At 74.6% G+C, this 21,628-nt stretch carries 20 protein-coding genes and 1 riboswitch; of the genes, 6 read left to right on the forward strand and 14 right to left on the reverse strand.

Annotation, left to right across the window (positions count from 1 at the left end):
* Positions 1 to 64: 64 nt before the first annotated feature.
* The 5 genes from grpE to HJG43_13530 all read right to left on the reverse strand — a co-directional run bounded on the left by grpE (position 65) and on the right by HJG43_13530 (position 5,773).
* Entirely contained in the window at positions 65 to 712 is a 648-nt protein-coding gene (gene grpE, locus HJG43_13510; GenBank protein ID UER55386.1) for a nucleotide exchange factor GrpE, read from the reverse strand.
* The gene (gene dnaK / locus HJG43_13515; GenBank protein UER55387.1) at positions 709 to 2,595 is read right to left on the reverse strand and encodes a molecular chaperone DnaK; all 1,887 of its coding nucleotides are present in this window, start codon (positions 2,593 to 2,595) and stop codon (positions 709 to 711) included. Before dnaK ends, grpE begins: the two co-directional genes overlap by 4 nt.
* Before the next feature lie 186 nt (positions 2,596 to 2,781).
* A complete protein-coding gene (locus HJG43_13520; GenBank protein UER55388.1) occupies positions 2,782 to 3,591 on the reverse strand; it encodes an energy-coupling factor transporter transmembrane protein EcfT in 810 nt (269 codons plus the stop codon).
* A complete protein-coding gene (locus HJG43_13525) occupies positions 3,588 to 5,177 on the reverse strand; it encodes an ABC transporter ATP-binding protein (protein UER55389.1) in 1,590 nt (529 codons plus the stop codon). Before HJG43_13525 ends, HJG43_13520 begins: the two co-directional genes overlap by 4 nt.
* Positions 5,177 to 5,773 (reverse strand): hypothetical protein, encoded by a 597-nt coding sequence (locus HJG43_13530; protein UER55980.1) that lies wholly within the window; start codon positions 5,771 to 5,773, stop codon positions 5,177 to 5,179. The genes HJG43_13525 and HJG43_13530 overlap by 1 nt, the downstream gene beginning before the upstream one ends.
* Positions 5,774 to 6,063: 290 nt before the next feature.
* Positions 6,064 to 6,170, reverse strand: a riboswitch (TPP riboswitch).
* A gap of 54 nt (positions 6,171 to 6,224) precedes the next feature.
* On the opposite strand from HJG43_13530, the gene HJG43_13535 reads away from it, so the two are divergent.
* Positions 6,225 to 6,494: a DUF4235 domain-containing protein gene (locus HJG43_13535; GenBank protein ID UER55390.1), complete on the forward strand. Its 270-nt coding sequence runs from the start codon at positions 6,225 to 6,227 to the stop codon at positions 6,492 to 6,494.
* 40 nt (positions 6,495 to 6,534) lie between these two features.
* Here HJG43_13535 and HJG43_13540 read toward each other — a convergent pair whose 3' ends face one another.
* The 6 genes from HJG43_13540 to hutH all read right to left on the reverse strand — a co-directional run bounded on the left by HJG43_13540 (position 6,535) and on the right by hutH (position 13,956).
* Complete coding sequence (locus HJG43_13540) at positions 6,535 to 6,678, reverse strand: hypothetical protein (protein ID UER55391.1); 144 nt, start codon at positions 6,676 to 6,678, stop codon at positions 6,535 to 6,537.
* 36 nt (positions 6,679 to 6,714) lie between these two features.
* On the reverse strand, positions 6,715 to 7,860 hold the full coding sequence (locus tag HJG43_13545) for an imidazolonepropionase (GenBank protein ID UER55392.1): 1,146 nt from the start codon (positions 7,858 to 7,860) through the stop codon (positions 6,715 to 6,717).
* Entirely contained in the window at positions 7,857 to 9,182 is a 1,326-nt protein-coding gene (locus HJG43_13550; protein ID UER55393.1) for a formimidoylglutamate deiminase, read from the reverse strand. Before HJG43_13550 ends, HJG43_13545 begins: the two co-directional genes overlap by 4 nt.
* On the reverse strand, positions 9,179 to 10,465 hold the full coding sequence (locus HJG43_13555) for an allantoate amidohydrolase (protein ID UER55981.1): 1,287 nt from the start codon (positions 10,463 to 10,465) through the stop codon (positions 9,179 to 9,181). The genes HJG43_13550 and HJG43_13555 overlap by 4 nt, the downstream gene beginning before the upstream one ends.
* A gap of 23 nt (positions 10,466 to 10,488) precedes the next feature.
* Positions 10,489 to 12,147: a urocanate hydratase gene (locus HJG43_13560; GenBank protein UER55394.1), complete on the reverse strand. Its 1,659-nt coding sequence runs from the start codon at positions 12,145 to 12,147 to the stop codon at positions 10,489 to 10,491.
* 111 nt (positions 12,148 to 12,258) lie between these two features.
* Complete coding sequence (gene hutH / locus HJG43_13565) at positions 12,259 to 13,956, reverse strand: histidine ammonia-lyase (protein ID UER55395.1); 1,698 nt, start codon at positions 13,954 to 13,956, stop codon at positions 12,259 to 12,261.
* Here hutH and HJG43_13570 point away from each other — a divergent pair.
* From HJG43_13570 to HJG43_13580, 3 genes are all read left to right on the forward strand, one after another.
* A complete protein-coding gene (locus tag HJG43_13570; GenBank protein ID UER55396.1) occupies positions 13,946 to 14,770 on the forward strand; it encodes an IclR family transcriptional regulator in 825 nt (274 codons plus the stop codon). The two genes, hutH and HJG43_13570, sit on opposite strands and share 11 nt — an antisense overlap.
* 11 nt (positions 14,771 to 14,781) lie before the next feature.
* Complete coding sequence (locus tag HJG43_13575; protein ID UER55397.1) at positions 14,782 to 17,124, forward strand: (Fe-S)-binding protein; 2,343 nt, start codon at positions 14,782 to 14,784, stop codon at positions 17,122 to 17,124.
* 391 nt (positions 17,125 to 17,515) lie between these two features.
* Positions 17,516 to 17,980: a hypothetical protein gene (locus HJG43_13580; GenBank protein ID UER55398.1), complete on the forward strand. Its 465-nt coding sequence runs from the start codon at positions 17,516 to 17,518 to the stop codon at positions 17,978 to 17,980.
* Between the two features lie 71 nt (positions 17,981 to 18,051).
* Here the strand turns inward: HJG43_13580 and HJG43_13585 are convergent, their stop codons facing one another.
* Positions 18,052 to 19,119 (reverse strand): hypothetical protein, encoded by a 1,068-nt coding sequence (locus HJG43_13585; protein UER55399.1) that lies wholly within the window; start codon positions 19,117 to 19,119, stop codon positions 18,052 to 18,054.
* Positions 19,120 to 19,122: 3 nt separating this feature from the next.
* The gene (locus HJG43_13590) at positions 19,123 to 19,698 is read right to left on the reverse strand and encodes a dCTP deaminase (protein UER55400.1); all 576 of its coding nucleotides are present in this window, start codon (positions 19,696 to 19,698) and stop codon (positions 19,123 to 19,125) included.
* 95 nt (positions 19,699 to 19,793) lie between these two features.
* Between HJG43_13590 and HJG43_13595 the strand changes: the two genes are divergently transcribed.
* Positions 19,794 to 20,048 carry an antitoxin gene (locus tag HJG43_13595; GenBank protein UER55401.1) on the forward strand — a complete coding sequence of 85 codons (255 nt, stop codon included), beginning with the start codon at positions 19,794 to 19,796 and terminating at the stop codon, positions 20,046 to 20,048.
* Positions 20,045 to 20,476 (forward strand): type II toxin-antitoxin system VapC family toxin, encoded by a 432-nt coding sequence (locus HJG43_13600; GenBank protein UER55402.1) that lies wholly within the window; start codon positions 20,045 to 20,047, stop codon positions 20,474 to 20,476. Before HJG43_13595 ends, HJG43_13600 begins: the two co-directional genes overlap by 4 nt.
* A gap of 91 nt (positions 20,477 to 20,567) precedes the next feature.
* On the opposite strand, the gene HJG43_13605 is transcribed toward HJG43_13600, so the two are convergent.
* The gene (locus tag HJG43_13605) at positions 20,568 to 21,617 is read right to left on the reverse strand and encodes a glycine betaine ABC transporter substrate-binding protein (protein UER55403.1); all 1,050 of its coding nucleotides are present in this window, start codon (positions 21,615 to 21,617) and stop codon (positions 20,568 to 20,570) included.
* Positions 21,618 to 21,628: the final 11 nt, after the last annotated feature.

Consider the following 21,628-nt stretch of genomic DNA (forward strand, 5'->3'; position numbering starts at 1 on the left):
TCCGTTCTGTCTCGTCCTGCTCTGTCTCGTCCTGCTCTGTCTCGTCCTGCGTCACACGGGTGGCTCACTCGGGGTCGGCGACCCCGACGCGGGCCGGCCGCAGCACCCGCGCACCCTGCCGGTAGCCGGGCTGCAGCACCTGGACGACGGTGGTCTCGGTGACCTCCGCCGAGTGGCTGTGCATGAGCGCCTCGTGCACAGCCGGGTCGAACGGCTCGCCGACGGAGCCGTACTGCTCGAGGCCGAACCGGGCCAGGGCGGCGTGCAGCTTGTCCGCGATGGCGGCGAACGGGCCGTCGGTCAGCTCGCCGTGCTCACGGGCGAAGTACAGGTCGTCCAGCACCGGGAACAGCGCCTCCAGGACGTCGGCCACGCCGGCGTCCCGGGCCACGTCCCGGTCCCGGTCCACCCGGCGCCGGTAGTTGACGTACTCCGCCTGCAGCCGCTGCAGGTCGCCGCGCAGCTCCTCGACGAGCTCAGCCTGCGCGCCCTGCTCAGCCTGCCCAGCCTGCCCGGCCTGCGTCCCGTCGCCGGCGGTCCCCCCGGCGGCGGCGTCCGGCGCACCGGCGCCGGCGTCGTCCGGGTGCTGACGCACCTGACCGGTCTCGGGGTCGAGGCGCCGCCGGTCGCGGACGACGGGACCCTGCTGGGTCTCGCCGTCCGCGCCCTCGACGTCGACCTGTCGGGTCGGGTCGGGTACTTGGTCCGTCACTTGTTCTCGTCCTCGTCGATGACCTCGGCGTCCACGACGTCCTCGTCACCGCCGCCCTGCGACCCTGCGGCCGCTCCCCCGGCGGCACCGGCGCCGGCCGCGCCGGCACCCGCCTGGTCGGCGGTCTGCGACTGCTCGTACATCGCGGAACCCAGCTTCTGACTGGCGGCAGCGAGCGCCTCCTGCTTGGACTTGACCGCCTCGATGTCCTCGCCCTCGACCGCCTTCTTCAGGTCGTCGATGGCGGTGCGCACCTCGGCGCGGCCGTCCTCGGGCAGCTTGTCCTCGTTGTCCGAGAGGAACTTCTCGGTCGAGTAGACCAGCTGCTCGGCGGCGTTGCGGGTCTCGGCCTCCTCGCGCCGCCGGCGGTCCTCCTCGGCGTGCTGCTCGGCGTCCCGGATCATCCGCTCGATCTCCTCCTTGGGCAGCGCGCTGCCGCCGGAGATCGTCATCGACTGCTCCTTGCCGGTGCCGCGGTCCTTCGCCGAGACGTGGACGATGCCGTTGGCGTCGATGTCGAAGGTGACCTCGATCTGCGGCACCCCCCGCGGCGCCGGCGCGATGCCGGTCAGCTCGAAGGTGCCCAGCGGCTTGTTGTGCGCCGCCACCTCGCGCTCGCCCTGGAACACCTGGATGAGCACGCTGGGCTGGTTGTCCTCGGCGGTGGTGAAGACCTCGGACCGCTTCGTGGGGATGGCCGTGTTCCGCTCGATCAGCTTCGTCATGATGCCGCCCTTGGTCTCGATGCCGAGGGACAGCGGCGTGACGTCGATGAGCAGCACGTCCTTGCGCTCGCCCTTGAGCACCCCGGCCTGGAGCGCGGCGCCGACGGCGACGACCTCGTCAGGGTTGACGCCCTTGTTCGGCTCCTTGCCGCCGGTCAGCTCGCGGACGACGTCGGCGACGGCGGGCATCCGGGTGGAACCACCGACGAGCACGACGTGGTCGATGTCGGAGACCGTGATGTCGGCGTCCTTGATGACGTTGCGGAACGGCTCCTTGGTCCGCTCCAGCAGGTCAGCGGTCATCTGCTCGAACTGCGCCCGGGTGAGCTTCTCGTCCAGGTGCACCGGACCGTTCTCGGTCATCGACAGGTACTGCAGGCTGATGCTCGTGCTCGTCGCCGAGGACAGCTCCTTCTTGGCCTGCTCGGCTGCCTCCCGGAGACGCTGCATGGCGATCTTGTCCTTGGACAGGTCGACGCCGGCGGTGTTCTTCACCCGGTCGACCAGCCAGTCCACGATCCGCTGGTCCCAGTCGTCGCCGCCGAGGTGGTTGTCACCGCTGGTCGCCCGCACCTGGATGGTGGAGAAGCCGTCCTCGGCGTCCTTGCCCACCTCGAGCAGCGAGACGTCGAAGGTGCCGCCGCCGAGGTCGAAGACGAGGATGAGCTCGTCCTCCTTGCCCTTGTCGAGGCCGTAGGCGAGCGCCGCGGCGGTGGGTTCGTTGATGATCCGCAGGACGTTCAGGCCCGCGATGTCCCCGGCCTCCTTGGTCGCCTGCCGCTGGGCGTCGTTGAAGTACGCGGGCACCGTGATGACCGCGTCGGTGACCTGTTCGCCGAGGTAGGCCTCGGCGTCCCGCTTGAGCTTCTGCAGGATCCGGGCCGAGATCTCCTGAGGGGTGTACTTCTTGCCGTCGATCTCGACCGTCCAGTCGGTACCCATGTGGCGCTTGACCGACCGGATGGTCCGCTCGACGTTGGTCACGGCCTGCCGCTTGGCGATCTCGCCCACGAGCGGCTCGCCGGACTTGGCGAACGCGACGACGGACGGCGTGGTCCGGCCGCCCTCGGCGTTCGCGATGACGGTGGGCTCGCCGCCCTCGAGGACGGCGACCACGGAGTTGGTCGTGCCGAGGTCGATACCGACCGCTCGTGCCATGGATGTGCTCTCCTTCGCGTCTGCGGCGCCCTCCGACCCGGGCCGGGGCGGTCGAGCTGCCTTGAGTCGTCCTCGCTCAAGTCTGGTCCCTGCCGATCCGGTGTCAAATCCGGCTGGCCAAACCTGAGCCTGCTGGGCTCAACTACGGCGTGGACGGTCGCATTCCCGGACCTGGCGCCGGGGCCGTCAGGCCAGGACGAGCTCCCAGGTCCCGGCGAGAACTCCGGCGGCGGTCGCGGCCGCGACGACGAGGACGCCGCCGAGGACGACGAGGAGGTCCCCGGCGCGCAGCCGGCTCGGCCGGGCCCAGGTCCGCTGGGTGGAGACCCCGAAGCCGCGCGCCTCCATCGCGGTGGCGAGCGTCGTGGCCCGGCGGATCGACAGCACGAGCAGGGCGAAGACCTGGCCGAGCGCGGTGCGCAGCCGGCCGAGCAGCCGGTCGTCGCCGAGTCCGCGGGCACGGCGGGCCAGGGACAGCTGCTGCCACTCCTCCGCGAGCACGCCGAGCAGCCGCATCGCGGCCAGCGCGGCGAGGACGAAGCGGTGCGGCAGCCGGAGCACCTGGCCGAGGGCGTCGGCGAGCTCGGTGGGGTCCGTGGTCGCCAGCAGGACGACGCCCGGCAGACCGATCGCCAGGATCCGCAGCCCGATCGCGGCACCGGCCGTGAGCGACCCCTCGGTGACGGTCACCGGTCCCAGTCCCAGGAGCACGGCGCCGGAGTCGACCCCGAACCAGGCGGTGACGACGGCGGCCGGCACCGCGGCGACCAGGACGATCCAGCCGCGCCGGGCCAGGGCCAGCGGGCCCATCCCGGCCAGCGGGAGGAGGAGCACCTCGAGCAGCAGCGCCGTCCCGGCGGTGACGACGTCGACGGTGAGCAGCAGGCCGAACGACAGCACGGTGGCGACGGCCAGCTTGGCGACGGGGTTGGCGCGAGCCACCGGCGCGGTCCGGTCGGCGGCGGCCGCGCCGGCACCGAGGTCGACGGCGCTCACCGGGCCGCCGCCGTCGCGGCGGGGACCTGCGAGCGGACGACGCCTGCGCCCACCCGCCAGACGTCGCCGGCCAGCGCGGCGACGAGCTCCTCGTCGTGGGTCGCGGTGACCAGGCCGGTCCCAGCGGCGAGCAGGTCGCCGAGCAGGCCGACGAGCTCCGCCCAGGTGCGGGCGTCCTGCCCGAACGTCGGCTCGTCGAGGACGAGCAGCCGCGGGCGGGTGGCCAGCGCGGTGGCCACGGACAGCCGCCGCTGCTCCCCGCCGGACAGCGTGAACGGGTTGGCGCGCGCCAGGTGGGTCAGCCGCAGCCGCTCGAGCAGCTCGTCCACCCGGGCCCGGACGACGTCCTCGGGCAGCCGGAGCCGTCGCGGTCCGACCGCGAGCTCCTCGGTGACGGTGGCCGCGACGAGCTGGTGGCGAGGGTCCTGGAACACCGACCCGATCCGGGCGACGAGCTCGCGCGGTCGCCACCGGTACGGCTCGTCCGCGGCCCCGTCGGCCAGGGGCGGCTCAGCCCGCACCCGGCCGGCGCCGGGGCGCACCAAGCCACCGAGGGCCAGCGCGAGGGTCGACTTGCCGGAGCCGTTCGGCCCGACGAGGGCGGCGCCCCGGCCGGCCCGCAAGGTCAGGTCGACGTCGGTGAGCACCGGCTCGGGCAGGCCGCGCCGGTGCACGGCGAGGCCCTCCGCGCGCAGCAGCACCGGCCCGGACGCCGCACCCGAGGCCGCGGGCGGACCCGCCGCCTGGGGTGAACCGGCCGGCCCGGCTGGACCGGCAGGACCGGCAGGACCGGCAGGACCCAGCCGCAGCGGGTGTCGGCCGGGCACCCAGACGCCGGCGGCGGCGAGACGCTCGCCGTGCTCGGCGAGGACCCGCGCGGCGGGACCGTCGGCCACGACGCCGCCTCCCGGTTCGAGCACGACGACACGGTCGACGACGTCGAGCCACTCCTGCACCCGGTGCTCGACGACCACGGCGGTGGCGCCGGTGGCGGCGAGCTGGTCGGCGACCACCCGGCGCAGACCTGCGGCGCCGTCCGGGTCGAGCATCGCGGTCGGCTCGTCGAGCAGCAGCACGCCGGGTCGCAGCGCCAGCACCCCGGCGAGCGCGAGACGCTGCCGCTGCCCCCCGGACAGCCGGGCCGTGGGCCGGTCGAGGGCGACACCGAGCCCCACGTCGTCCAGGGCGCGGCGAACCCGCGGCCAGATCTCCTCGCGCGGGACGCCGTGGTTCTCCAGGCCGAAGGCGACGTCGTCGCCGCAGCGGGCCAGCACCGTCTGCGCCTGCGGGTCCTGCAGCAGCAGCCCCGTCGGTGCCAGTCCGCGGCCGGCCTCGACCGCGCGGACCCGCGCCTGCCCGGCCGGGACGCCGTCGACGAGCAGCTCGCCCTCGGCGTCCCCGCCGGTGTCGGGTCCGGCGTCGAGCAGGCCGGCGATGCCGGCGAGCAGGGTGGACTTGCCGGCCCCGCTGGGGCCCAGCAGGAGCACCCGCTCGCCGTCCGCGACGTCCAGGTCGACGCCGCGCAGCGCCCAGGCGCGGCGGCCGGGGTGCCGCCACCCCCAGCCACGGGCGCGGATCGAGGGCATCAGACGCGCTCGGCGTCCCGGCCCGACGCCAGCGGCGCGAGCGCCCCGGTGGCGGCCAGCGCACGGGTGAGCAGCCACCCACCCAGCCCGGCGATGACCACGCCGGACACCGTCGTCAACCCGGTGTAGACCAGCTTGTAGGCGGCGCTGAACTCCGGGTAGTAGACGAAGGAGTCGAGCAGGCCGACGACGACGCCGGCGGCGGCGCCGGCCAGCAGCGCGGTCGGCAACCCCCACCGGCGGTAGAGCAGCAGCGCGAACACGACCTCCGGGCCGAGGCCCTCGAGCAGGCCGTACCAGACGGTCGCGAAGCCCCACTGGTTGCCGACGAGCGCGCTGACCGTCGCCGCGACGAGCTCGGTGTAGACCGCGGCACCGGGGCGGCGGACGACGAGGGCGCCGAGGACCGCGGGCAGCAGCCAGACACCGACGAGCAGACCGGACGCCGGCGGGAAGAACGCCAGCGCCCGGGAGATCGGCTCCCAGCCGGCGTTCCACGCGACGAACAGGAACCCGCCGGCCACGCCCAGGACGCTGGCGACGACGATGTCGACCACCCGCCACCGCGGCCGGGGAGCGGAGGTCCAGCCCGCCAGCCAGGCGCCGACGAGGACGGCGAGCAGGGCCGCCGGGACGGTCAGGTCGGACAGCGGGGTGCCGAACAGGGCCCGGTCCTCCGGCAGGCCGACGGCCCAGATGACGGCGCACAGCAGGGCGCCGGCGAGGACGGCGACGACGGTCGCGGGCCGCAGCCCGCTGGGGCCGTCCTGCGGCGCCCGCGCGTCGCGGCGCCGCTCGTGCGTGGTGCTCATCGAGTGTCCTCCCGTGGGTCACAGGAGGGGGAACGCGCCCGCCGGCGGCGGGCAGGAGCCCGCGACGGCGGGGTTGCTCGAGATGCCCGACTCCCTCCACCGGTGCTAACCGGCTCAGGTTCGAAGGGTCTGCGGAGGGTCCGCACTCTCAGCGCCTCTCGGCGCTCCCCTGTCGTACGCCGTCCACGCTACACCGCCGGTTGCCGGCCGGGCAGGCCTGCGGCACCGTGGCCCCATGATGTGGAAGCTCATGGGTCTGCTGTCCGCGGTCCTCGCCGGCGTCGCAGCCCGCAAGGTGCTCTCGACCGCCTGGGTGAAGGGCACCGGCCACCAGCCGCCGAACAACCCCGAGTCCCCGACGACGTCGTGGCAGGAGGCGGTGGCCTGGGCGGCCGCGTCAGGGGCCCTGGTCGGCCTGGCCCGGATGCTCGCCACCCGCAAGGCGGCCGACTACTACCGCAAGTCCACCGGGCACCTGCCGAAGGGGCTGGAGGAGGTCGGCTGACCCTGGGCGTCCCGACGAGACTCAGAATCCGGGGAGAGACTCAGAACAGGGACACCACCCAGCGCAGCACCGGGACGAGCACCGGCGCCGCGGCCAGCACCATCCCGACGACGACGAGCACGGCGAGCGCCCGGACCAGCAGCGACGGCTCCCCGGGGCGCGGTCGACGCAGGGCACGCAGCACCTCGGCATCCTCCCACGGCCAGCCGCCGCAGCGCCGTCACGGCCCGAGCAGGGGGGTGGCCAGCGGGACGCCGGGGCGGTAGGCGAGGTGCACGTGGCTCGGCGCGTCCAGGACGACGAGGTCGGCCCGGGCGCCGACGCCGAGGTGCCCGACGTCGTCCCGGCGCAGGGCCCGGGCCCCGCCTGCGGTGGCCGCCCACAGCGCCTCGCTCGGCGTCATCCCCATCTCCCGGACGGCGAGCGCGATGCACAGCGGCATCGAGGAGGTGAACGACGTGCCCGGGTTGCAGTCGGTCGCGAGCGCGACGACCACCCCGGCGTCCAGCAGCCGGCGGGCGTCCGGGTACGGCGAGCGGGTGGAGAACTCCACCCCGGGCAGCAGGGTCGCGACCGTGGCCGACCCGGCCAGGGCGTCGACGTCGGCGGCGGACAGGTACGTGCAGTGGTCGGCGCTGGCGGCGCCCAGCTCGACCGCGAGCCGCACCCCCGGGCCGTGGCCGAGCTGGTTGGCGTGCACCCGCAGCCCGAGCCCGGCGGCCCGGCCCGCCTGCAGCACGGCCCGGGACTCCTCGGCGTCGAAGGCGTGCGCGGACGACGGCTCGCAGAACACGTCCACCCACCGGGCGTGCGGCGCGCAGGCGGCGAGCATGTCGCCGGTGACGAGGGCGAGGTACTCCTCGCGCCGGCCGGCCAGCTCCGGCGGGACGACGTGGGCGCCCAGGAACGTCGTCTCCGGCGTCACCTCCCGGGCGAGCCGCAGCGCCCGGACCTCGTCGGCGGTCGTCAGCCCGTAGCCGCTCTTGACCTCGACGGTCGTCGTGCCCTGCCGGCGCATCTCGGCGACCAGGCCCAGCAGCCGGCCGCGCAGCTCCTCCTCGCCGGCCGCCCGGGTGGCGGCCACGGTGGAGGCGATGCCGCCGCCGTCGTACCGCTCACCGCGCATCCGGGCGGCGAACTCGGCCGAGCGGTCCCCGGCGAACACCAGGTGGGTGTGGGAGTCGACGAACCCGGGGACGACGGCCCGGCCGCCGACGTCCACCCGCTCGTCGGCGTCCGGGGCACGGGACGCCGGACCCACCCACGCGACCCGCCCGGCGTCGACGACGAGGGCGGCGTCGGTGAGGGTGCCGAGCGAGGCGTGCTGGGTGACCAGCTCGGCGACACCGGTGACCAGCGTGCTCACCGGTCCTCCCACAGCGGTGCGACGGCGCCGGCGAGCAGCGCGGCCACGTCCCCGAGCCGGTGCCGGCCGCCCTCGACGACGACCTGCCCGCCGACGACGACGGTGTCGACGTCGGGGGCGCCGGCCACGAGCACGGCCTGCTCCGGGTCGGCGCCGGCGGTGCGGACGGTGTCCAGCCGGACGGCGACGAGGTCGGCGGGCGCACCGGCGGCGATCCGGCCCGCGTCCGGACGGCCCAGGGCCGCGTGCCCGTCGGCGGTGAGCGCGGCGACCAGCTCGCCGGGGGTGAACCGGCCGCGCTGACCGGCGGCCAGTCGCTCGTGGGCCTCGAGCAGCCGGGCCTCGGCGAGCAGGTCGACGAGCACGTGCTGGTCGCTGCCCAGGCACAGCGGGGACCCCGCGTCGGCGAGCCGGCGGGCCGGGCCGATCCCGTCGGCGAGGTCGGCCTCCGTGCTCGGGCACACGCACACGGCCGTGCCGCTGGCCCCCAGGGCCGCGACGTCGGCGACGCTCAGGTGGGTGGCGTGCACGGCCGTGGTCCGCGGCCCCAGGACGCCGTGGTCGGCGAGCAGAGCGGTCGGGGTGCGGCCGTGCGCGGCGCGGCAGGCGTCGTTCTCGGCCGGCTGCTCGGACAGGTGCACGTGCAGCGGGCGGCCGGCGGCCGCCTCGGCGACGGCGGCGAGGCGGTCGGCGGGGACGGCGCGCACCGAGTGCACGGCGGCCCCCACGACGGTGTCCTCGTCGCCGGGCAGGTCGGCGACCCGGGCCGCCCACGCGTCGACGTCACCGTCGGAGAACCGCTGCTGCACCTCGTCGAGGGGGAGGTACCCGTCGTCGCCCAGCCCGCCGGCGAGGTAGACGGTGTCGAGCAGGGTGAGCCGGACGCCGGCGTCACGGGCGGCCTGGCGCAGCGCCTCCCCCATCGCGTTCGGGTCGGCGTAGCGGCGGCCGCCGCCGGGGTGGTGCAGGTAGTGGAACTCCCCGACCGCGGTGACCCCGGCCAGGGACATCTCGGCGTAGACGGCGCGGGCGAGAGCGAGGTAGGAGTCCGGGTCGAGCCGGCGGGCGACCGCGTACATCCGCTCCCGCCACCTCCAGAACGTGCCGCCGCCGTCGTGGGTGCGTCCGCGCAGGGCCCGGTGGAACGCGTGGCTGTGCGCGTTGGCCAGGCCGGGCAGGACGAGCCCGGTCAGCCGGACGTCGCCGGGGCGGGCGGGTGCCCCGGTGGTGACGGCCGTGACCCGGCCGGCGTCCGTCTGCACCCGGACGGCGTCCCGGACGCCGTCGGTGAGCCAGGCGCGCTCGCACCAGAACGCCGTCACCGGGCACCACCGTCGTCCGGTCGGCCGCGCTGCCCGGCGGCGTGGCTGTCCCCGACCAGGTGGCTGTCCCCGGCCAGGTGGCTGTCCCCGGCCAGGTGGCACAGGACGGCGGCGAGGGCCTGCACCCCCGCCCCGCAGTCCTGCGGCTCGGCGTGCTCCGCGGGTGAGTGGGACACGCCGGTGGGGTTGCGGACGAACAGCATCGCGGCGGGCACCCCGGCGGCGGCGAGGATCCCGGCGTCGTGCCCGGCGCCGGTGGCCAGCACCGGGGCCGGCCGGCCGTCCCCGTGGGTCCGGCCGACGACGGCGGCCAGCTCGTCGCGCAGCCGGACGGGGAACGTGGTCGGCGGCGTCCAGGACTCCTCGACCGGGCCGGCCCCGGCCGCGCTCGCGACGTCCGCGACGACCCGGCGGACGGCGTCGGCGTCCGGGCCGCGGGCGTCCAGCCAGGCGGTGACCGCCGACGGGATCGCGTTCACCCCGTTGGGCTCCACCCGCACCCGGGCGACGGTGGCCAGGGCCGCGTGCCGCTCGGCGGCGGCCCGGGCCGTGGTGACGGCGGCGGCAAGCCGCAGCATCGGGTCGTCCCGGTCGGCGAGCCGGGTGGTGCCGGCGTGGTCGGCGCGGCCGGGCAGGTCGAACCGCCACCGCCCGTGCGGCCAGATCGCGCCGGCCACCCCGACCGGGGCGTCGTCCAGGTCGGCGAGGTGGCGGCCCTGCTCGACGTGCAGCTCGACGAACACCCCGACCCGCCGCAGGGCCTGCTCGTCGCGGCCGAGGGCGGCGACGTCCACGCCGTGCGCGGCGGCGGCCTGCGCCCAGGTCGTGCCGTCGGCGTCGGTGAGCCCCCGGGCCCGGTCGGGGTGCAGCGCCCCGGTGAGCACCCGGGACCCGGCGCAGGCGACGCCGAACCGGGCGCCCTCCTCGTCGGCGAAGCACGCGACCGCGACCGGGCGATCCGGCGTCCAGCCGTCCGAGCGCAGCCGGTCGAGCGCGGCGAACGCGCTGAGGACGCCGAGCGGGCCGTCGAACGCGCCGCCGTCGGGTACCGAGTCCAGGTGCGAGCCGAGGACGACGCCGGGCCGGCCGGCGTCCGCCGCGGCGTCCGGGTCACCCCACCAGGCCCACAGGTTGCCGGCCCGGTCCCCGGTGACGTCCAGGCCGCGCCGCCGGGCCTGGTCGGTGAACCACGCGCGCAGCTCGGCGTCCTCGGCGGTCCAGGCGAACCGGCGGTAGCCGCCGGTCCGCCGGTCGCGGCCCACCGGTTCGAGGTCCGCCCACATCGCGGCCAGCGGATCGGGACCGGTCACGGCGTCTCCCGCATCGGCACCCGCACCCCCCGCTCGGCCGCGACCCGCTCGGCGGCCTGGTACCCGGCGTCGACGTGCCGGAGCACACCGGTGCCCGGGTCGTTCGTCAGCACCCGCTCGAGCTTGAGCGCCGCGAGCGGGGTGCCGTCGGCGACGGTGACCTGCCCGGCGTGGATGGACCGTCCGATGCCGACGCCGCCGCCGTGGTGGATCGACACCCACGTCGCCCCGGACGCCGTGTTGACCAGGGCGTTGAGCAGCGGCCAGTCCGCGATCGCGTCGGAGCCGTCGGCCATCGCCTCGGTCTCCCGGTAGGGGGAGGCGACGGAGCCGGCGTCGAGGTGGTCGCGGCCGATGACGACCGGGGCGGACAGCTCCCCGGAGGCGACCATCTCGTTGAACCGCAGACCCGCCAGGTGCCGCTCCCCGTAGCCCAGCCAGCAGATCCGCGCCGGCAGGCCCTGGAAGGCGACCTTCTCGCCGGCCGCGCGGATCCACCGGGCCAGCTTCTCGTCGTCCCCGAACAGGTCCAGGACGGCGCGGTCGGTGGCGGCGATGTCGGCCGGGTCACCGGACAGCGCGGCCCACCGGAACGGGCCCTTGCCCTCGCAGAACAGCGGCCGGATGTACGCCGGGACGAAACCGGGGAACGCGAAGGCGCGCTCGAAGCCGCCGAGGCGGGCCTCGTCGCGGATCGAGTTGCCGTAGTCGAAGACCTCGGCGCCGGCGTCCATGAAGCCGACCATCGCCTCGACGTGCTTGGCCATCGAGGCGCGCGCCCGGTCGGTGAACTCCTCGGGCTTGGCCTCGGCGTAGTCGTGCCAGTCGGCGAGGTCGACGTCCTCGGGCAGGTAGCTCAGCGGGTCGTGCGCGCTGGTCTGGTCGGTGACGATGTCGACCTCGACCCCACGGCGCAGCAGCTCCGGGACCACGGTGGCGGCGTTGCCGACGAGCCCGACGGACAGGGCGCGCCGCTCGCGCTTGGCGGCCAGGCACCGCTGGACGGCGACGTCGAGGTCGTCGGTCATCTCGTCGAGGTAGCGGTGCTCGACGCGGCGCCGCAGCCGCGCCGGGTCGACGTCGACGACGAGGCAGACGCCGCCGTTGAGGGTGACGGCCAGTGGTTGCGCACCGCCCATCCCGCCGCAGCCGCCGGTCAGCGTCAGGGTGCCGGCCAGGGTGCCGCCGAACCTCTTCTCCGCGACCGCGGCGAACGTCTCGTAGGTGCCCTGGAGGATGCCCTGGGTGCCGATGTAGATCCACGACCCGGCGGTCATCTGGCCGTACATCGTCAGGCCCAGGTGCTCCAGACGGCGGAACTCCGGCCAGGTCGCCCAGTCGCCCACCAGGTTGGCGTTGGCGATCAGCACCCGCGGGGCCCACTCGTGGGTGCGCAGGACGCCGACCGGCCGGCCGGACTGCACGAGCATCGTCTCGTCGTCCGCGAGGGTGGTCAGGGTGCGCACCATCGCGTCGAAGCTGGCCCAGTCGCGGGCGGCGCGGCCGGTGCCGCCGTAGACGACGAGGTCGTCGGGGCGCTCGGCCACCTCCGGGTCGAGGTTGTTCATCAGCATCCGCAACGGCGCCTCGGTCTGCCAGCTGCGGGCGGTCAGCGTCGTGCCGCGCGGCGCGCGGACCGGTCGTGCTCCGTCCATGTCGTGCTCACGGTCCTTTCGGTGCGTTCTCTGGAGGCTTTCCGGGGTCTGGCCGGGCTCCGAGAGCCCGGAAACCCTCCAGAGATCGGGTCGGTGGGGCAGGAGGTCGGGTCAGTGGAGGGGTCCGGTGACGGTCTGGGCGGCGGCGACGACGGTGCCGTCCCGGACGGCGCGGGCGACGGCGGCGATCTCGGGCGCCAGGTGGCGGTCCGGTCCAGGTCCGCCGGCCCCGGCGGCCCGGACGGCGCGCAGCACGGCGGCGGTCGCGGGGGCCGGCTCGAGCGGGGCGCGCAGCTCCAGGGCCCGGGCGGCGGTGAGCACCTCGACGGCGAGCACCTGGGTGAGACCGTCGAGCGCCCGGCGCAGCTTGCGGGCCGCCGCCCACCCCATCGACACGTGGTCCTCCTGCATCGCCGAGGAGGGGATGGAGTCGACGCTGGCCGGGACGGCGAGCCGCTTGAGCTCGCTGACGACGCCGGCGGCCGTGTACTGGGCGATCATGAGGCCCGAGTCGACCCCGGGGTCGTCGGCGAGGAACGGCGGCAGGCCCCCGTTGCGGGCCCGGTCGAGGAACCGGTCGGTGCGCCGCTCGCTCATGCTCGCGACGTCGGCGACCGCGACGGCGAGGAAGTCCAGCACGTACCCGACGGGGGCGCCGTGGAAGTTGCCGTTGGACTCCACCCGCCCGTCGACGGTGACGACCGGGTTGTCGACGGCGCTGGCCAGCTCCCGGCCGGCGACCGCCTCGGCGTGGGCGAGGGTGTCGCGCGCGGCGCCGTGCACCTGGGGGGCGCAGCGCAGGGAGTAGGCGTCCTGCACCCGGGTGCACTCGAACGGGTCCCGGTGGCTGGCCATCACCCCCGACCCGGCGAGGACGGCGCGCAGGTTCGCCGCGGCGTCCGCCTGGCCGGGGTGCGGACGCAGCGCCTGCAGGTCCGCGGCGAACACCGCGTCGGTGCCCAGCAGCGCCTCGACACTCATCGCGGCGGCGACGTCCGCGGTGCGCAGCAGCCGGCGCAGGTCCTCGGCGGCCAGGACCAGCTGGCCGAGCATCCCGTCGGTGCCGTTGATGAGCGCCAGGCCTTCCTTCTCGGCGAGGGCGACCGGCTCGATCCCGTGCTCTGGCAGCGCCTCGGCCGCCGGACGGGTGCGGCCGTCGGCGTCGGTGACCTCCCCCTCACCCATGACGGCGAGGGCGACGGCGGCCAGCGGCGCGAGGTCACCGGAGCAGCCGAGCGACCCGTGCTCGGGCACGACGGGGGTCAGGCCGGCGGTGAGCAGGGCGGCGTAGGCCTGCGCTGTCTGCAGCCGGACGCCGGTGCGGCCGGTGGCCAGCGTGGACAGCCGCAGCAGCATCATCGCCCGGACGACCTCCCGCTCGACCGGCTCGCCGGCCCCCGCGGCGTGGGAGCGCACGAGGCTGCGCTGCAGCTGCGCCCGCAGCCCGACCGGGATGTGCCGGGTGGCCAGCGCGCCGAACCCGGTCGACACCCCGTAGTGCGCACGGGTGTCGCCGGCGAGGTCCTCGACGACGGTCCGGCTGCGCTCGATCGCGGTGACGGCCTCGGCGGTCAGCTCCACGCCGGCGTCACCGCGGGCCACCGCGACGACCTCCGCCGGGGAGACGGGGCCGACACCGACCCGGACGACGTGCTGCTCGCTCGCCCGCCGTCCGTCCAGCCGTCCGCTCGCCTGGTGTCCGCTCACCTGATGCCCGCTGACCTGGTACTCGCTCACCTGCCCATCGCACACCCGGCGGCGTCCCGCCGGTACCGGCCGGCCTGGGATGCTGTCTGGGATGCCAGACATGGCGCACCGTGACGCCCGGGGCCGCTCGAGCCGCGTCCCGGCCGCCGAGCAGGCCCTGGCCGTGCTGCGGCACCTGGCCAGCCAGGCCGCCCCGGTGCCTGCGGCGGCGATCGCGCGGGACCTCGGGCTGCCGCGCTCGACCACGTACCACCTGCTGACCGTCCTGGCCCGGGACGGGTTCGTCGTCCACCTGCCCGAGGAACGACGCTGGGGGCTCGGGGTGACCGCGTACGAGATCGGCACCGCCTACCTGCGTCAGGAGCCGCTGGCGCGCCTGGCCCGCCCCGTGCTCGCCCGTCTCGTCGACGCCTCCGGACACTCCGCGCACCTGGCCGTCCTGCACGGCCGCGAGGTGGTCTACGTCGTCGAGGAGCGCGCCCCGGGGCGGCCGCCGCTGGTCACCGACGTCGGCGTCCGGCTGCCCGCGCCGCTCACCGCGAGCGGCCGGGCGGTGCTGGCCGCCCTGCCGGCCGGGCAGGTCCGCGCCCTGTTCCCCGGCGCCGCCGCGTTCGTCGACCGGCACGGCCGCGGACCGCGCTCGCCGTCGGCGCTGCGCCAGCTGCTCGTGACGGTCCGGCGCGACGGCGTCGCCCGCGAGGACGGCGAGGTCACGCCGGGGTTCGCGTCCGTGGCCTCGGCGGTCCACGACCACACCGGTCACCCGGTGGCGGGGGTGGCCCTCACCTTCCCGGCCGACGAGGTGACTGCGGACGCCGAGGCCGGGCTCGTCGTCCGGGTGCGGGCGGCCGCCGCGGAGCTGACCCGCAGGATCGGTGGGCGAGGTCACCCTCCCGGGGACGTCGCCCGTCCGTAGACTCCGCGCCCATGCAGGTCATCGCGATCGTCGTGTCCCTGGCCGCCACCGCCGTGGGCGTCGCGCTGTTCGCCCGAACCGTCGGGCAGATCGTGCGGACGATCCGCCTGGGGCAACCCGTCGTCGGGCGCACCGACGAGCCGGGCCGGCGGACCGCGACCCTCGTGCGCGAGTTCCTCGGCCACACCCGGATGGCCAGGTTGCCGGTCGTCGCGGTGGCGCACTGGTTCGTCATGGTGAGCTTCGGTCTGCTGTTCTTCAGCCTGCTGACCGCCTACGGCCAGCTGTTCGACCCCGGGTTCGTCCTGCCGCTGATCGGGCACTTCGTGCCGCTGGAGTGGCTGACCGAGGTGGTGGCCTGGCTGTCCCTGGTGGGGATCGTCGTGCTCATCGTCATCCGCCAGCGCCAGCACCCCCGCCGGTACGCCGGGCGCCAGCGGGACGGCCGGCGGGCCTCGGGCGAGCGCGGGTCCCGCTTCTACCTGTCGAGCTTCTGGCAGGCCTACTACGTCGAGGCCACGATCCTCGGCGTCGTCCTGGCCGTCATCGCCCTGCGCGGGCTGGAGTACGCCCAGAGCGCGGCCACGGACGGGCAGTACGCGACGCTCGTGCACTTCCCGCTCACGGCGTGGCTGGGCGAGCTGTTCACCGGGCTGAGCCTGGGCGCGATCGAGACCGCGATCGTGGTCATCGCGGCGGTGAAGATCCTCATCTCGATGGCGTGGTTCGTCACCGTCGCGCTGAACCCGACGATGGGTGTCGCGTGGCACCGGTTCCTGGCGTTCCCCAACATCTGGTTCAAGCGGCACGCGGACGGTCGGACCTCCCTCGGGGAGCTGCAGCCGGTTCTCGTCGGCGGCGCCCCGCTGGACTTCGAGAACCTCGAGGAGCTCGACGAGGACACCGCGCTCGGCGTCGGCAAGGTCGAGGACTTCACCTGGAAGGGCCTGCTGGACTTCAGCACCTGCACCGAGTGCGGCCGCTGCCAGTCGCAGTGCCCGGCCTGGACGACGGACAAGCCGCTGAGCCCCAAGCAGGTGATCCTGTCGCTGCGCGACCACGCCTGGGCCAAGGCGCCGTACCTGCTGGCCACCGAGGAGGAGCGTGCCGCGCCCGACGGCACGTCAGGCCCGCTTGACGTGCTGGCGATGGCCCGGGCGGAGGCCGAGCGGCCGCTCGTCGGGGCGACCGAGGGCGACCCGTGGCGGCCCTCCGGCGGCGGTGTCATCGACCCGGACGTGCTGTGGGCGTGCACCACCTGCGGCGCCTGCGTCGAGCAGTGCCCGGTCGACATCGAGCACGTCGACCACATCGTCGACATGCGCCGCAACCAGGTGCTCATCGAGTCGGCGTTCCCCAGCGAGCTCGGCGGGCTGTTCCGGAACCTGGAGACCAAGCAGAACCCGTGGGGGATGAACGCGCGGACCCGGTTGGAGTGGGCGAAGGACCTGCCGTTCGAGGTCAAGCAGGTCGGCGTGGACGTCGAGGACCTCTCCGAGGTCGAGTACCTGTTCTGGGTCGGGTGCGCCGGGGCGTTCGAGGACCGGGCGAAGAAGACCACCCAGGCCGTCGCCGAGCTGCTGCACACCGCGGGCGTCGACTTCGCCGTCCTCGGCGACGCCGAGTCCTGCACCGGTGACCCGGCCCGCCGCGCCGGCAACGAGTTCCTCTTCCAGATGCTCGCCCAGGCGAACGTCGAGGCGCTCAACGAGATGAAGGCGACCAAGGTCGTCGTCTCCTGCGCGCACTGCTTCAACACCCTCGCCAACGAGTACCCGCAGCTCGGCGGGCACTACGAGGTCGTCCACCACACCCAGCTGCTCAACCGGCTGGTGCGCGACAAGCGGCTCGTCCCGGTCACGCCGCCCGAGCAGCCGGTGTCGGGGCTCGGGCTGTCCAAGGCCGGGGCGTCGGCGCCCAGCGTCACCTACCACGACCCGTGCTACCTCGGCCGGCACAACGGCGTGTACTCCCCGCCGCGCGACCTCCTCGGCGCCCTGCCCGGCGTGGAGTACCGGGAGATGGAGCGCAGCAAGGAGCGGTCGTTCTGCTGCGGCGCCGGCGGGGCACGGATGTGGATGGAGGAGAAGATCGGCACCCGCATCAACGCCAACCGGACCGCCGAGGCCGTGGCCACCGGAGCGGACACCATCGCCATCGGCTGCCCATTCTGCCGGGTCATGCTCTCCGACGGCCTGACCGAGGCGCAGGGCAAGGGCGAGGCCCGCGAGGAGGTCCAGGTCCTGGACGTCGCGCAGATGCTGCTCGCAGCGGTCAGGCGCGGCGGCGAGCCCGGGTCCGGTGCCGACGCCGGCGAGCGCGCTCCTGACCCGGAGCCGCAGCCCGCCTCCTGACCGACCCCACCGCCCCAGTGCCTCCCCGTCCGTGATCATGCAATCCCGCCACCCCACACAACCCAGCCGCCTCTCGCAGAATGCTGGGTTGGTGGCGCGACACGCCGGCAATGCCGTCGCGGATCCAGCATTCTGTGGCCCGGAGAGCGCCGAGAATGCCTTACCTCGTCGGAGCTGCGGCCGGGTCCGGGGACGCTGACAGTGAATCCACATCGGTCAGCTCGGTCCGTGCGGCGCTGAGGAAGCGCACACTGGCGTCCAGATCAGAGGAGTCCAGCGCGTAACCCCTGCTCATGTGCCGCATGTAACCTCCGGACGGTCCGATTCGTCGGGTTAATTCACCGGATTTGGTGAGCATCCTCGTCCCGAGGCCTTCCCGGAGAGCAGCGTCATGCCAGACCCGCGCTGGGACAGATGGAGGGAGCGGCTCGCCAGCGAGCTCGCGACCCTCACCGAGACCGAGTTCCTGATCTTCGATCACGAGGTCCCACCGGAGCAGCAGCGCTGGTCCCAACCGCGCCGAGGCCTCTTCGGTACGAAACCTCCCGTCCGGCTCCCTTCCGGCTTCGTCGCGCAGTTCGCCGGCCAGGGGCAGGGGGTCGTCCTCGGCATCCTGGGAGGCGCCGCCCTCGCCGGCGGGCACGTGGAGGTCACCGAGGAACAGGATCGGCGGATCCGGGACCTCGGCTGGCGGCGTCCTGGCGACCCCGGGCACGTCGAGCCGTACGCGCCCGACTACACGGTCCTCGAGTGGCCGCAGTCCGACGCCGAAGGTCTTGCGCGCATCACCGTCGAGGCGCTCGAGATCCAGGGCGCCGACCCCGACCTGCCGTGGACACTCCGCCGAGACTCCTGAGCGGTGGAGGTCCCGGCACGGCCCTCGGGCTGCCGAGCGACGAGAGGCCGAGCGATCGAGGGCCCGGCTGGTCAGAGGGAGTAGCGGTCCAGCAGGAACCCGTCGGCGTCCACCGGGATGCCCTCGGCCGCCTCGGTGACGACCCGCGCCGCCGACCGGACGACGGCCGCCGCCCGCCGGCGGGCAGCCACCAGTGCACCTCCCGGCGCCTCGAGGGCGGCGACGGCGGGGTCCTCCGGCGCCCAGCGGACCTCGTACGTCGTCGCCCGCCCCGCCCACGGATGACCCGCCACCGCCGGCGGCAGGTCCTCGGCGGGGTGCACGAGCACCTCGACGATCCCGGACTCCGCGTCGTCCACCGATCGGGCCATGTCGACGACGAGGGCGTACGGCGCTGCATCCGCGGTCCCGGCGGCCCGCTCGCCACCGATCCGGACGGCCTGCTCGGCGGCGAGCACCTCGGCGTCCAGCCGGTCGGCGCGGGCGTGCAGCGCCGCGCGCTCCTCGGTCGGGAGGGCGGCGACCGCCTCGTCCGGGGGGTGCTCGACGAGGTCCGGCGGGGGACCGGCCCACGGCGCCCCCGGGTCCGGCTCCGTCGCCGGGACCCCGGCGGCGACCAGGGCGGCGCGCAAGGTGTCCCGGTCCAGCCGGTGCGCCGCGTGGACGACGACGTCGACGGCGACGTCCGGGTCGGGACGCAGCAGCAGTCCGCTGCCGGCGACCCGGACGGCGCCACGCAACCGGCGGGCGAGGGCGACGAGCAGGCCCACGGCCCGTCCTTCGGCCCGCACCGGGAGCCCGTGCGGGAAGGCGCGGTAGAGGCCGTCGGGGTCGGTGATCCCGGGCAGCGGCGGGTCCCCGCGTTCGGCGGGGCAGTCCAGCACCCAGGCGAGGGCCCAGTCGGGGTGGGCCCCTGCGGGCAGGACGTCGTCCGCTGCGAAGGGGCCGAGCAGCCTGGTGTGCCGCCCGATCCGCAGGCCGCCGCCCGGGTCGGCGGCGACCGCGGGCTCCCGCTGGCGGACGAGCGGCTCGACGTCCTCGACGTCGATGCCGCCCGGGAGCACGAGCACGTGGGCACGGCTGCGGTCCAAGCCGTCGGGGCGGCCGGACGGCGTGGGGCGGCGGCGCGCGGCCGGCACGGGTCAGACCCGGGTGCGGTGGAAGCTGAGGTAGGACCGGCTCGCGGTCGGACCGCGCTGGCCCTGGTAGCGCGAGCCGTACCGGTCACTGCCGTAGGGGTGCTCGACCGGGCTGGAGAGCCGGAAGAAGCACAGCTGGCCGATCTTCATGCCGGGCCACAGCTTGATCGGCAGGGTGGCCACGTTCGACAGCTCGAGGGTCACGTGACCGGAGAAGCCGGCGTCGATGAACCCGGCGGTGGAGTGGGTGAGCAGGCCCAGCCGGCCGAGCGAGCTCTTGCCCTCGAGCCGCGAGGACAGGTCGTCCGGGAGGGTGACGTACTCGTAGGTGGAGGCGAGGACGAACTCGCCGGGGTGCAGCACGAACGCCTCGTCCGGGCCCACCTCGACGAGTCGGGTGAGGTCGGGCTGCTCGAGGGCCGGGTCGATCACCGGGTACTTGTGGTTGTCGAACAGCCGGAAGTACCGGTCGAGCCGGACGTCGATGCTGCTCGGCTGGACCATCGCCGGGTCGAACGGGTCGAGGACGACCCGTCCGGCGTCGATCTCGGTCCGGATGTCGCGGTCGGACAGCAGCACGCCGACAACCTACCCAGTCGACCGAGGCGGAGGGGGCCCCCGGCGGGACGTCGAGTGATGCCATGGCATCACGCCCGATGATGTTAGGCTGTCACATGCGCACGACGGTCACCCTGGATGCCGACACCGAGCAGCTGCTCCGGCAGCGGATGAAGGAACGCGGCATCTCGTTCAAGCAGGCCCTGAACGAGGCGGTGCGTGAAGGGCTCGCGGGTCGCCGCCCGCCGCGGCAGTTCCGCACGCGCACAGCGCCGATGGGACGCCCCACGGTCTCGCTCGACAAGGCGCTGCAGCTGGCGGGGGACCTCGAGGACGAGGAGCTGCTGCGGCGGATGCGGGCCGGCAAGTGAAGCTCGTGGACGGCAACGTCCTGCTCTACGCCGTCAACGAGGACGCCGAGCACCACGAGGAGGCCAGAGGCTGGCTGGACGACGCACTGTCCGGCGCCGCGTCGGTCGGCCTCGCCTGGGTTCCGGTACTCGCCTTCCTGCGTCTGAGCACGCGGGTGGACCTGTTTCCCCGTCCGCTGAGCGTGAGCGCGGCCGTGGACGTCGTCCAGGACTGGCTGTCCCAGCCGAGCGCCGACGTGGTCCACCCGACCGCCCGTCACCTGGACGTCATGGGGTCCTTGCTGGCGCAGGTGGGCAGCGGAGGAAACCTCGTCTCCGACGCGCACCTGGCCGCGCTCGCCGTGGAGCACCGCGCCGAGATCGTCTCCTACGACAACGACTTCAGCCGGTTCCCGGGGGTGAGGTGGGAGCGTCCCGTCAGCCCCTGACCGGACCGTCCACGGTGCGCGCCGACCGTGCCACCCCAAGGAGCGGCACGGTCGGCGGTTGTACCTCAGGCGCCGGACGACGACGCGGGCGTCAGCCCAGCTCGCCGGCCTTGAGCTGGTCGACGAACTCGGGGTTCGCCTCCAGCCACTCGGCGACGGCGGCCTCATGGTCCTCGCCGGCGTAGTGCTCCTCGCTGAACATGAGGTTCTCCAGCTCGGCCAGCTGCTCGTCGGTGAAGACGAAGTTGCGGACCAGCTGGGCGACGTTCGGCATCTCCTCCTCGATGTCGCCGCGGCCGAAGGAGTAGATGAACTCGGCCTCACCCATGGCGCCCTCGGGGTCCTCGAGGTCCCTGACCGGGAACGCGTCGTAGGCCCAGTGCGGCCGCCACAGGGTGACGACGATGTTCTCCCCGGAGTCCGTCGCCGACTTCAGCTCGGAGAGCATCGCCGGGGTGGATGACTCGCGGAACTCGAGGTCGTCGAGCTCGTAGGTCGGGATCGCCTCGTCCTTGGTGATGCGGGTCAGGCCGGCGCCGGGCTCGATCCCGTACAGCACTCCGCCGAACTCCTCGGCGTGCTCGTTGAGCTCGGCCAGCGACTCCACCGGCGCGTCCTCGTTGACGGCGATGGTCAGCTTGGCGTTGTCGTACCAGCAGCCGAGGCTCGTCATGTCCTCGCCGTACCGCTCGAGGTAGTCCTCGTGGGTGAGCGGCAGCCAGGTGTCCAGGCTGATGTCGACGTCCCCGTCGGCGAGGCCGGTGTACATCGGAGCGGCCTCGTACTCGGTGAGGTTCACCGTGTACCCCATGCCCTCGAGGACGTTGGCGTACAGGTAGGACGCGGCGTAGGACTCGTCCCAGCCGCTGAAGACCCCGATGTCGACGGTGGTGTCGGCGTCCTCACCGGTGCCCTCGGGGTCCGGGACGGGGGCGAGACCCTCGGTCATGTCGCAGTCGCTCCACTGGGAGGCGGCCGCGGTCTGCTCACCGCCGGCGTCGGTGGTCTCCTCGGTGTCACCGGAGCCGGTGTTGGACGCCCCGCAGGCGCTCAGCACCAGGGCGCCCGTGAGCAGGCCGGTCGTGCGGATGAGCTTCGTCGGTTGACGCACAGAGCACTTCCTTTCCTTGGGGTGTGACATTCAGAGGGCGC

The organism is Kineosporiaceae bacterium SCSIO 59966 (assembly GCA_020881835.1).
Taxonomy (GTDB): Bacteria; Actinomycetota; Actinomycetes; order Actinomycetales; family SCSIO-59966; genus SCSIO-59966.